The sequence below is a fragment of the Nocardia sp. JCM 34519.1 genome (assembly GCF_020361265.1).
GTDB classification, from domain to species: Bacteria; Actinomycetota; Actinomycetes; order Mycobacteriales; family Mycobacteriaceae; genus Nocardia; species Nocardia arthritidis_A.
On record NZ_JAIRBR010000005.1, the window covers coordinates 482,223 to 493,269 of the forward strand.

11 protein-coding genes are annotated in these 11,047 nt (G+C 67.1%); 7 read left to right on the forward strand and 4 right to left on the reverse strand.

Going from position 1 to position 11,047, the window contains the following annotated elements:
• Positions 1-79: 79 nt before the first annotated feature.
• From LGY53_RS16870 to LGY53_RS16880, 3 genes are all read left to right on the forward strand, one after another.
• Positions 80-946, forward strand: coding sequence for a VOC family protein (locus LGY53_RS16870; protein WP_225727605.1), 867 nt, complete (start codon positions 80-82; stop codon positions 944-946).
• On the forward strand, positions 940-2,163 hold the full coding sequence (locus LGY53_RS16875) for a carboxylesterase/lipase family protein (RefSeq protein WP_225727606.1): 1,224 nt from the start codon (positions 940-942) through the stop codon (positions 2,161-2,163). The genes LGY53_RS16870 and LGY53_RS16875 overlap by 7 nt, the downstream gene beginning before the upstream one ends.
• 692 nt (positions 2,164-2,855) lie before the next feature.
• The gene (locus LGY53_RS16880) at positions 2,856-4,598 is read left to right on the forward strand and encodes a CocE/NonD family hydrolase (RefSeq protein WP_225727640.1); all 1,743 of its coding nucleotides are present in this window, start codon (positions 2,856-2,858) and stop codon (positions 4,596-4,598) included.
• Positions 4,599-4,637: 39 nt separating this feature from the next.
• Here LGY53_RS16880 and LGY53_RS16885 read toward each other — a convergent pair whose 3' ends face one another.
• Positions 4,638-5,357, reverse strand: a complete 720-nt coding sequence (locus LGY53_RS16885) for a peptidylprolyl isomerase (RefSeq protein ID WP_225727607.1) — start codon at positions 5,355-5,357, stop codon at positions 4,638-4,640.
• 170 nt (positions 5,358-5,527) lie between these two features.
• Between LGY53_RS16885 and LGY53_RS16890 the strand changes: the two genes are divergently transcribed.
• The 3 genes from LGY53_RS16890 to LGY53_RS16900 all read left to right on the forward strand — a co-directional run bounded on the left by LGY53_RS16890 (position 5,528) and on the right by LGY53_RS16900 (position 8,527).
• Positions 5,528-6,205, forward strand: coding sequence for a TetR/AcrR family transcriptional regulator (locus LGY53_RS16890; RefSeq protein ID WP_225727608.1), 678 nt, complete (start codon positions 5,528-5,530; stop codon positions 6,203-6,205).
• Positions 6,202-7,722, forward strand: coding sequence for a glycosyltransferase family 39 protein (locus LGY53_RS16895; RefSeq protein ID WP_225727609.1), 1,521 nt, complete (start codon positions 6,202-6,204; stop codon positions 7,720-7,722). The genes LGY53_RS16890 and LGY53_RS16895 overlap by 4 nt, the downstream gene beginning before the upstream one ends.
• Positions 7,723-8,032: 310 nt before the next feature.
• Positions 8,033-8,527, forward strand: coding sequence for an NUDIX hydrolase (locus LGY53_RS16900; RefSeq protein WP_225727610.1), 495 nt, complete (start codon positions 8,033-8,035; stop codon positions 8,525-8,527).
• A gap of 26 nt (positions 8,528-8,553) precedes the next feature.
• Here LGY53_RS16900 and LGY53_RS16905 read toward each other — a convergent pair whose 3' ends face one another.
• The 3 genes from LGY53_RS16905 to LGY53_RS16915 all read right to left on the reverse strand — a co-directional run bounded on the left by LGY53_RS16905 (position 8,554) and on the right by LGY53_RS16915 (position 10,245).
• Positions 8,554-8,931, reverse strand: coding sequence for a DUF488 domain-containing protein (locus LGY53_RS16905; RefSeq protein WP_225727611.1), 378 nt, complete (start codon positions 8,929-8,931; stop codon positions 8,554-8,556).
• 56 nt (positions 8,932-8,987) lie between these two features.
• Positions 8,988-9,503 (reverse strand): GNAT family N-acetyltransferase, encoded by a 516-nt coding sequence (locus LGY53_RS16910; RefSeq protein ID WP_225727612.1) that lies wholly within the window; start codon positions 9,501-9,503, stop codon positions 8,988-8,990.
• Positions 9,504-9,627: 124 nt separating this feature from the next.
• Positions 9,628-10,245 (reverse strand): class I SAM-dependent methyltransferase, encoded by a 618-nt coding sequence (locus LGY53_RS16915; RefSeq protein WP_225727613.1) that lies wholly within the window; start codon positions 10,243-10,245, stop codon positions 9,628-9,630.
• Between the two features lie 232 nt (positions 10,246-10,477).
• On the opposite strand from LGY53_RS16915, the gene LGY53_RS16920 reads away from it, so the two are divergent.
• Positions 10,478-10,936, forward strand: coding sequence for an Lrp/AsnC family transcriptional regulator (locus LGY53_RS16920; protein ID WP_167475753.1), 459 nt, complete (start codon positions 10,478-10,480; stop codon positions 10,934-10,936).
• The last annotated feature ends 111 nt before the right edge of the window (positions 10,937-11,047 follow it).

The following is an 11,047-nucleotide window of genomic DNA, read 5'->3' on the forward strand; positions in this document are numbered from 1 at the left end:
AGGGTAAGACGATGTCGGAAAACGGCGTTTCACCGTTCGGTACGAGCCGTCGGCCCGCACCGCCGGGCAGGCTCGCCGGGTGATCAACGAGCACATCAATCGCTTCCACCACACCGGCATCAAGGGCGACCTCGACGCCTTGGCCGCCAAATATCGTTCCTTCGGATTCCTGCTCACCCCGCGGTCGCGACATCTGATGAGCGAACGTCCCGGCGCCGCACCGACACTCGGTTGCACCGCCAACGAATGCGCGGTGTTCGGCGACTCCTACATCGAGCTGTTCGGCGTGGTCGACCCGGCGGCGCCGGATCCGTGGCACGCCAAGACGCTCGCCGAGGGTTTCTGGATCCTCAACCTGGACACCGACGATCCGGCCGCCGACAGCGCGCGGCTCGCCGCGGCTGGATTGCCCGCCTCCGGCGTGCACGAGCTGGCACGCGACGTCGATACCGAGGCGGGCGTGCGGACCATGCGGGCCAGCACGGTGCACATCGATCCGCACAGTACCCCGGAGGGTTTGCTCGGTCTCTCGCAGCACCGCACACCCGAATATGTGCACCAGCCGCGCTATCTCGGCCACCCGAACGGCGCGCGGGGCATCGCCGCGGTGACGACCGTGGTGGCCGACGACCGATTCGACGAGGTCGTCGACCGGTACCGCCGGATTATCGCGGCCGAGCCGGTTCCGGAGGGTCCGGTTACGGTGTTGGCGCACAAGGAGATCCGGATGGAGTTCGTCCGCGCGTCGGCGGCGGGGGAGGCGCTGCCGGGCGAGCCCGCGCCGCGCGCCTCGTATTTCGCCGCGATGACCATTCGGGTCGATGCGCCGGACCGGGCCAGGCGATTGGTGGAAAGCGCTGGGACACAGACCCGTTCGTTACCGGACGGGTTCTCCGTCTCGGCCGGCGACGCGTACGGCGCCTGCCTGCGGTTCGTGTCGTGCTGACCGCCGAGACGACCGCGGGCCGGGTACGCGGAGCCGCCGTCGGGCCGGTGCGGGTATTCCGCGGCATACCCTTCGCGCACGCGGAGAGGTTCGCCTCGCCGGAGCCGCCTGCGCCGTGGCCCGGTATCCGGGACGCCATCGAATTCGGCCCTGCGGCACCGCAATCGGCGTCCCGGCTGGCGCGGGTGTTCGGGCCGTTCGAGGTGCCGCAGGACGAGCATTGTCTGTCGTTGAACGTGTGGGCCCCCGCGGGCGAACGACATCCGGTGCTGGTGTTCCTGCACGGTGGCGGGTTCGCCAGCGGCGCAGGGCGACTCGGCTGGTACGACGGCACGGAATTCGCGGCCGCCACCGATACCGTTGTGGTGACGGTGAATTACCGGCTCGGCGCGCTCGGCTATCTGGCGCTGCCCGGGGTGAGCGCGGGCAATCTGGGACTGCTCGACCAGCTCGCGGCGCTGCGCTGGGTGCGCGACAATATCGCCGCGTTCGGCGGCGATCCGGCGCTGGTCACCGTCTCGGGCCAGTCCGGCGGCGCGCTGTCGATCCTCGCGATGCTGGCCGGGCGGAGCGGTTCGGGACTGTTCCGGCGGGCGATCCTGCAGAGCACGCCGCTGGGGATGCCGCCAGCCGATCCGGACGACGCGCTGACTGTCGGACGAATGTTGCTGGCGGAGTTGGGGATAGCGGACGAGCAGCGGTTGCGGCGGGTTCCGGTCGCTGCGCTTCTGGCGGCGCAGGACGCGGTTGCGGCCCGGTGGTCCGGGGCGACCCCGCCGTTCCAGTTGGTCGCCGACGGCGATCTGGTGCCCGCGGATCTGTTGACCGTGCCGCGCACCGACGTAGACGTGCTGGCGGGCACGAACCGGGACGAAGGGGCCGGATTCTTCGCGGGCGAGCCCGCGGCGATCGCGGCCGCCACCGCCCGGTTCTTCACCGATTCGCTGCCGAGGCTGTCGGATTCGCTGGCCGCCGGGGGAGCGGCGCCGTGGCGATATCGATTCGACTGGTGCCCGCCGGACAGTCCGTTCGGCGCGTGCCACGGCATCGAGTTGCCCTTCGTACTCGGTGACGCGGCGGCATGGGCGGCGGCGCCGATGCTGTGCGGGCAGCGACCGGGCGAACTGGTGTACGAGATGCGCAGCCGCTGGGCGGGCTTCGTGCGCGCGGGTGATCCGGGCTGGCGGCGCGGTACCGAATACCGCTTCGACGGTTAGATGTACCTCCGCATCGCTCCGACCGTGCGCGGGTCGGTGGGCGGTTTCGTCGACGGACCATCGGGCATCCGTGCGCGGACACCGCCGTGTCGAGCCCGAATCGCGTTGTCGGGAAATCGGATTCGTGTGGTATCGGCTCGCCCGTGAATGGATGCGAAGTCACGAATGTGATCTGTATCTCATTGTGATGCGGGGCGCCATATGGTTCTCTGGGAATATCGGCGAAGATAGCTAATAGTTAGCTGAGCCGTTCGTGATTTCGCCCGACGTCTGCCCCGTCGGCGGCGGGATCACGGGGGTGCCGACTCGGCCGCCGCCTTCCTCCCTGACACCCGCGGCGGCCGGGTCGGCGAATACGGACCTGGTCAACGCCGCACGGAGCCAACAGTATTGGGGTCATCGAGCGCATCGCGCCATGATCAAGAACTGATACCATCATTGCGGCGGAGGCGCTTTGCAGGGTCCGGTATCGCCTCCGATGGAGGTGTATCGCCTTGTCTCGATCCGCTATCGGCACGGTCCGATTGCTCACCGCGCTCGGGTGCGTCGGCCTGCTGGTCATCGGCTGTTCTTCGGGGGATTCGAAGAACACCGGCACGAGCTCACCCACGACGACGCAGGCCGCGGCGTGGCCGCCGGATACCGATCGCGGTGACTGCGCGGTCGAAAAGCAGCAGGATGTGCCCGCCACCATGCGTGACGGCGTTGTGCTGCGGGCCGATGTCTATCGGCCGAAAACCGATCAGCCGGTGCCGGTGATCCTGATGCGCACCCAGTACGGCAAATCCGCCGCCCAGGTGCAGCCGTCGCGGTACCGCACCCCGGACTGGTTCGCCTCGCACTGCTACCTCGTCGTCATCCAGGACGTGCGCGGACTCGGCAAATCCGATGGCGTCTTCAGCGAATTCGGCAACGATCAGCACGACGGCTACGACACGGTCGAGTGGGCCGCGCAGTTGCCCGGCGCCAACGGCAAGGTCGGCATGTACGGCTCGTCGTATGTCGGTGCCACGCAATGGCTCGCCGCCACCGAGACCCCGCCGCATCTGACCACCATCGTGCCCGCCAATACCGCCTCGGACTACTACGACGGCTGGACCTACGAGGGCGGCGCGTACCGCCTGGCCTTCATCGAGCCGTGGGCCATGGGCACCATCGGGCTGGAGGCCGCGCAGCAGCGCAAGGACCAGGCGGCCGCCGACCAGATCACCGCGGGCATCGCCGATGCCACCTCCTGGATGAATTTCCGGCCGTACAAAGACTTTCCGCCGTTGCAGCCCTCGAATCCGGCTGTCGCGCCGTGGTTTTACGACTGGATCCGCAACTCGACTCGCGACGATTACTGGAAGCAGTGGAGCATTCGCGACCGCTATCAGAACGTCAAAGTGCCCGTACTGGATATGGAGGGCTGGTACGACGCGTTCCTGGCGGGCGGCGTGGAGAACTTCACCGGAATGGCCGATCGCGGCGGAAGCCAGGAGGCCAAGGCGAATCAGCGGCTCGTCATCGGGCCCTGGGATCATTTGGGTTGGGGCAGAAAGAGTTCCACCATCGCGCCGCGGCTGGAGAACCTCGGCCCGGTGGCCGACAGCCCGATCAACGAGCTGATGTTGGCCTGGTACGACCACTTCCTGAAGGGCGTGGACAACGGTGTCGCGGGTAAGCCGCGCGTCGACTATTACGTGATGGGTGCGAACAAGTGGAAGTCCGCGCCGAGTTGGCCGCTGCCGCAAACGAAATGGACCGAATACTTCTTCCAGGACAGCGGCGTCAACGGACCCGCCGGCCGGGTCGGCAAACTCGTCACCCAGGCCCCGACCGGCACCGGCTCCGACCGCTACCTCTACGACCCGGCGACACCGGTGCCGAGCGTCGGCGGGCATTCCTGCTGCGGGGTCGGCGAGGGTCCGCAGGGTCCGTTCGATCAGGCCGCGGCCGAACAGCGTTCGGATGTATTGACCTACACCACCGATCCGCTCACCGCCGATACCGAGGTGACGGGTCCGGTCACGGTGAAGCTGTGGGCGTCTTCCACGGCGCCGGATACGGATTTCGTTGCGCGGCTGGAGGTTGTGACGCCGGATGGATCGGCGGTGAATTTGAACAATGGCATCCTGCGGGCCGCGTTCCGTGATTCGCTGAGCGATCCGACGCCGATCGAGCCGGGTAAGCCATATCAGTTCACGATCAAGATCTGGCCTACCAGTTACCAATTCAAGGCCGGTGACCGGATCAGGGTGGCGGTGTCGAGTAGCGATTATCCGCAGTACGCGCCGAATCCCAATACGGGGGAGCGTTTCGGTGACAGCGCACGTACCCAACCCGCAACACAGACGGTGTACCGAGACGCGCAGCATCCGTCGTCGGTGGTGATCCCGGTAATTCCGGCCGGGGACAACGGATCCGACACCTTCCCGCTGAAACCGGGCAAATGAGCGCCGGGCCGCGATAGCCGCCGCCCGGCGCGGCATTCGCTAATTGCGGGCCGTGGCAACCGAATCCAGCGAGACATCCACCGCCGGCGCACCGTCGGCGCCGCCGCCCTGGACGCCGGCGTTCGCGATGTTCTGCAGGATGTCGAGACCGGCGGTGACCTTGCCGAAAGGCGTGTAGTTGGGCGGCAATTGGGTGTCCTTGTACACCAGGAAGAACTGGCTGCCGTTGGTGTCGGGCCCGGAGTTGGCCATGGCGACGGTGCCCGCCGGGTAGGTGGCCCCCTGCAGGTTCTCATCCGCGAACCGGTAGCCGGGGCCGCCCGTTCCGGTGGCGGTCGGATCGCCGCACTGCAGCACGTAGATCCCCTGGGTGGTGAGCCGGTGGCAGCGGGTGTGGTCGAAGTAGTTCTCGCCGGACAGGAAGGCGAACGAGTTCACCGTATGCGGCGCCTTGGCCGCGTCGAGCGCGATCGTGACTGTCCCGCAGCTGGTTTCGAGGGTCGCGGTGTACTGGGCGCCTTGATCGACGGTGAGCGCCGGTTCGGCGGGCCACTGTTTGCCGTTGGGCTGACCGGCCTTCGGATCCTGGCAGCCGGGAACGCTGACACCGGTGAGCGCCGGCCGCTCGACCGCGCCCGCACCGCCCGCCGCGAATGCGACCGCGCCGACGGTGGTCGCGAAAATCGCTGCGCCCCTTAGTATCCGGCTGGCTCGGTCGATCCTGCCGTAGTTCCGCTTTCCCCGCACTTCGTTGCTCACCGGTCAGAGTCTCCTTCATTCGGGTCGGCGCATCGGTCGATGCGGTGCGCATCTTGCCATCTCCCGGTACCGCCCGTGCGAGAACGCGGCGACCGGTCCGGTTCCGCCGCCCGGCCGCCCACGAAAATATGGCCTCGCAGGACTCTGGCCGGGTGTGTTAAATTTTGGCCGTGCGGTCAGAAAATGGGTCGGATGGCCAACGGAGGTCGTTCATCGAGGCGGCTCGGCGTAAGCAGATCATCGCGGCGGCGGTCGAGGTGATCTCCGAGGTCGGCTACGGGAATGCGTCGCTGGCCCGGATCGCCGAGCGTGCGGGGATCTCCAAGGGCGTCATCTCCTACCACTTCGCGGGTAAAGACGAGTTGATGACCGAGCTGGTCGTGCAGCTGTTCGTGGCGGGCGCGGAGTACATGGTCCCGCTCATCGAGGCTCAGACGGGCGCGCGCAACCGGCTGCGCGTCTACCTGGAATCGAACCTGCGCTACATCGACGAGAACCGTAAGCACATCGGCGCGATGGTCGCGGTGGCGATCAACTTTCGCAAGCCGGACGGCTCACCGGTTTTCGACGGCAGCAATGAGGAGCGGGACGTGATCGAACCGCTCGCGGAGTTGCTGCGCGAAGGCCAGCGCAGCGGCGAATTCGGCGAATTCGACCCGAAGCTGATGGCGAGATCCATCCGGGACTCGATCGACGGTGCGGGCAGCAGGGCCGTCCGCTATCCGGATTTCGACATGGCCGAATACTCCGCGCATCTGTGCCGCGTCTACGACCTCGCCACCCGCGGGGAGGCCGAAATCGAGGAGGGTCGCCGGGGGCCGGCGGTCCGGGAGGAGGAACTGTCGTGACCGAGACGCTGGAAATGGAAGCGGTGCAAGGGAATACCGCGACCGCGCGCCCGCCCTTCGCCTACCTCGGTGTCGGCGTACTACTGGGCCTGAGCGCCGTCGCGCTGCTGTTCTCCAGCGGCCGATACGGATTCTTCGGCGACGAAATGTATTTCGTCGCCGCCGGGCACAGATTGAGCTTCGGCTATGCCGATCAGGGTCCGGTGCTGCCGCTGATCGCTCGGCTGATGGATGAGCTGGCATCGGGATCGCTTGTGGCGCTGCGTCTTCCGGCGGTGCTGGTGACGCTGGCCGCCATCGTCTTCAGCGCGTTGATCGCGCGGGAGTTCGGCGGCTCGCGCACTGCCCAGGTGCTCGCCGCGGCCGCGTACGCGACCTCGCCTTTCCTGCTTCTCCAAGGCGCCCAATTATCAACCAACGTCATCGATTCCGCGCTCTGGGTGCCGATCACCTGGCTGTTGATCCGCTGGGTGCGCACCAGGCACGATGTGCTGCTGCTGTGGGCGGGGATCGTCACCGCGGTCGATATGCAGGTGAAGTGGCTGATTCCGGCGTTCTGGATCGCCGTTGTGCTCAGCGTATTCGCCTGTGGGCCACGCGAATTGCTGCGCCGCCCGCTGCTGTGGGCCGGTGGGGCGATCACCCTGGCGGCGACGGTGCCGACGCTCGTCTGGCAGGCCCGGCACGGCTGGCCGCAACTGGGCATGACCGCCCAGGTGGCCGCGGAACAGTCGGGGATCGGCGGGCGGGTCCTCTTCGTGCCGATCGCGCTCATCTCGGCGGGCGGTCTCGGCGTATTCCTGCTGGTGACCGGGCTCATCGCGCTGTTTCGCTGGGAACCGTTGCGGCCCTATCGTTTTCTCGCCCCGGTGCAGTTGCTGGTGGTCGTCGCGTTCGTCGCCACCAACGGCAGGCCGTACTACGTGGTCGGCTGCTACGCCGCGGTGATGGCGGCGGGCGCGGTCTGGTGGACGCGCAAACCGGCGCGCTGGCGGCGGTTCTTCTCGATCGCGCTCACGGTCACCTCGGCCGTGGTCGTGGTGCTCTTACTGCCGCTGAAGCCGGAATCCGAATTGCGTCAACCTGATTCGGACCAGACGGCGGGCCTGCAGATCGGGCTGTACGGCAAATTCGGCTGGCCGGAGCTGCGCGAAGGCACAGCGGCCGCCTATTCGGCGCTGCCTGCCGCCGACCGCGAGCATGCGGTGGTCATCACCGACAACTATTGGCAGGCAAGCGCTTTGGACGTGCAGCGCGGCCGCTACGGTCTGCCCGCGATCTACAGCCCGAACCGCGGATTCGGTTACTTCGGCACACCGCCGGATACCGCGACGACGGTGCTGTGGGTCGGCGGCTCACAGGACGAGCTGCGCAAGCACTTCGATTCGGTGACACCGATCGGGCGGGTGGATTCCAGGCTCGGTTTTCCGGATGTCACCCGCGATGTCACCATCTGGCGCTGTGATCGTCCGCACACGCCTTGGTCGACGGCCTGGCCGGGAATGTTGAACCTCTGAGCCGCCGCCTCCCGCACGGCAATCGCCCGGGATACACCCGGGCGATTGCCGTATTCGGCGGTACGGCAACCGATTTCGAGGTTTGCTGCCCGCTGCCCAGCAAACAGATAGCCGGTACTGCCGGTACGCGCCAGGTTCGCAGTATACCTGTCGTCCAGATAGTTCCAATCTGAAGATTCCCAGTTCAGAACCGATTTCCGTGACAGGCCGCCGATCGGTGGATAAGATTTCGAACGCGGATTCGAGGAAATGCGGCCGACCGCAACGGGTTACCCATTCGTTGCTGTCCGTCGCGAAAGGGATGAAACCGATGGTGGACCAGTCACTGCTGCGGCATCTGATCGCGGGCGCGGAACGCGATGAGATCCAGCGGCTCGTCGTCGGCGCCATCGTCGAGTACGGCGATTGCGTACTGCTACTGCGCCGCCCGGAATCCGATTGTCCGGGCGGTATCTGGGAGCCACCCGGGTGCGAGATCGAATCCGGTGAATCCATCGATCGGGCGCTGATCCGCGCGGTGACCCAGGAAACCGGGCTGGTGGCGGCCGAAATCTCCACCTACCTAGGGCAATTCGACTATCCGTCGGCCGAGGACATCCCGGCCAGGCAGTTCAACTTCGTCGTCCGGGTCACCGCCCCCGAACCGATCCGACTACGCGCGCACGACGCGCACGGCTGGCTGGAGCTCACCGAGGAGCCTCCGGTAACCGATGCCGTGAAGAAGATCCTCGACCGCTACCGCGCCATCCGGCTACCGCTCGGCGACTTCGCGAGGGTGCGCTCGGCGACTCCCGAAGCGGGCTAGCCCACCCGTCGCCCGACCACCACCCCTCATGGCATCGCTGCGCGATACTGGGCCTTCAACCATCGCGCCAGTACCGCCGCCTGGCTGTGGTCGGCATCCTTGGTCGCGGTCACCAGCGTCAGCGGACCGGCCGCCGCGAGTTCGCGCAGCCGCCGCACGGAATCCCGGCGATCGGGTCGCGTCAGCTCGTCCCGGTAGCGCCGCTCGAATTCGGCGAACCGGTCCGGCCGATGCCCGTACCACTGCCGAAGCTCGGTCGACGGCGCGATATCGCGCAACCATTCGCCGAGCCGCTCGTCACCGCGCCGCAGGCCGCGCGGCCAGACGCGGTCTACGAGCACCCGTGTTCCGTCCGAGGGTGCGACCGGGTCGTAAACCCGGCGATAGCCGATATGTGCGTCCATCGTGTACTCCCGTACCCAACGGCAACATTCGCCTCCACCGAGTCTACTCGCCGCGGTCAGTCGATCCAGTAGCGGCGGGTGGGTCTGCCGTCGGCCCGGGCTACCACGGAATCCAGTGTGCCACCACATGATTCGATGATCTTCGCGGAGCCGATATTGCTGTCGTCGCAGGTGACCAGGATGCGTTCGATGCCGAGGCGGCGCGCGATGACGATGCTCTGCCGCAGGATCGCCCGCCCGTAGCCGCGCCGCCGGTGCTCCCTGATCACCGCGTAACCGATGTGGCCGCCGTCGCGGCGCAGCGAATCGGTGAGCTCGTGCCGGATCGAGGTGCGACCGACGATCTCGCCGTCGACGACGGCGGCGAGGAAGGTGGACGCCACCATGCCGTCCGGCAGGTCGATACCCCGGCGATTGTGCTCGAGCCGCGTCAGATAGTCGGCCCAGCCGAGCCCCGGTTCGAGTCCGAGCGCGAAGGTGAAAACCTCCTGCCCGAGCGCGAGTTGTGCGGCGCGCACCACCGCCTCGTCCTCGGGCCGCAGCGGTCGCAGGCGCAATGTGTCGGTCCGCATGGTCGGCGACGGTATACGCGAGGCCGATTGCTGTCGAAAGATTTTCGGGTCAGGCCGGACGGCGGGCATAGAGGTAGGCGAGTGCCTCGCGCAGGAGCTCGGCCCGGCGCGGGCTGCGGACGGGCTACGCCCGGCAGTGAATATAGACCCGGGTGGTGGCCACCTCGGTCGGGTAATGCGCGCGTTCCAGCGTCGCGGTGATCTCGAAACCGGCGGCGGTGAGCAGTGATTCGATCATCGGCCGCGGATAGAAGTGGAAATCCAGGTCGACGGCGTGGCCGAGCATCTCGTCGAGATGGCGCACCTCGTCGCCGATGTGGAAGGACAGCAGCAGCGGCGCTCCCGGTCGCAACACGCGGAAGAATTCGGCGAAGGCGACCGGCAGATCGGCCGGACTCACATGGATGATCGAGTAGAAGGCGACCAGCCCGCCGAACGTATGGTCGGCGAGGTCGAGCTTGCGCATATCACCCGTGCGGAATTCGATGCCGGGATGCGTCGCCGCGGCGATCTCGATCATCCGCGGCGAGAGATCGACGCCGATCGTGAACAGCCCCAGATCGTTCAGGTAGCGCGCGATATGCCCGGGGCCGCAACCGATATCGGCGATCGGGTGGGTGAACTCCACCTCGCTCGCGAATACGTCGAGCAGGGCCCGGTCCAGCGGTTTGCCGCGCAGCTCGTGCTGGAAACGGTCCGTGTACGCCGCGGCGATCTCGTCATAACTGTGCTGTGTGCTCACTGGAAACCTCCTTGGCGCGTACCCGTGGGGTGGCGCGGCCGCCGAGGGCGAATCGGCGGCCGGCCACGATGCCGAGGGTGGCCGATCGGCTGAGGGAGAGGTGGGCCCGTGGCCGATCGGTACCCGGCGCGGTCTGCCGATCGCGGCGGCAGACCTGATAAACGTAACCATTCGGACGGCCGATCGCGCCATTCACCGAACGTTCGGCCGAAATCGGCGGCAGAATTCGGTTGTGGATGAACTTGATTCGGAAATCATCGGCCTACTCCAAGCAGATGCGCGGCAGTCGAATCGGGAGTTGGCCCGCCGGGTCGGCATCGCCGCATCGACCTGTCTCGAACGGGTGCGCACGCTGACCCGCCGCGGCGTGATCCGCGGCTATCACGCCGAGATCGATCCCGCCGCGCTGAATCGCCGGGTGCAGGCGATGGTGCTGGTGCAGGTGCGCCCGCAGAGTGCGGCCATGATCGATTCGTTCCAGCAGGCGGCGGCCGCGTTCCGCGAGGTGCTGAGCGTATTCGTGCTGTCGGGTGAGCACGATTTCCTGCTGCACGTCGCGGTGCAGGACCTGGACCGCCTGCACGGATTCCTGGTCGACCGGCTCAGCAAACGCCGCGAGGTGGCCGGCTTCCGCAGTTCGGTGATCTTCCAGCAGGTGCACGACACCCAACCGATCCCGTTGGAACCGTAGGGCCTGTCCTCGAAGTCCGGCCGGATGCCTCCGTGGTCCAGCTCGCCGCCTGGCCGCGTTGTCGTCGTCGCCGATACAACCCCGGTATCGGCTCCTCCTCCGCCTTGCCAG

Coding starts and splice junctions, on each gene's coding strand:
- LGY53_RS16880 (WP_225727640.1), top strand. CDS start 2,856: ATGCGTGACGGCGTTGTGCTGCGGGCCGATGTCTATCGGCCGAAAACC.
- LGY53_RS16900 (WP_225727610.1), top strand. CDS start 8,033: ATGGTGGACCAGTCACTGCTGCGGCATCTGATCGCGGGCGCGGAACGC.
- LGY53_RS16905 (WP_225727611.1), bottom strand. CDS start 8,931: ATGGACGCACATATCGGCTATCGCCGGGTTTACGACCCGGTCGCACCC.
- LGY53_RS16910 (WP_225727612.1), bottom strand. CDS start 9,503: ATGCGGACCGACACATTGCGCCTGCGACCGCTGCGGCCCGAGGACGAG.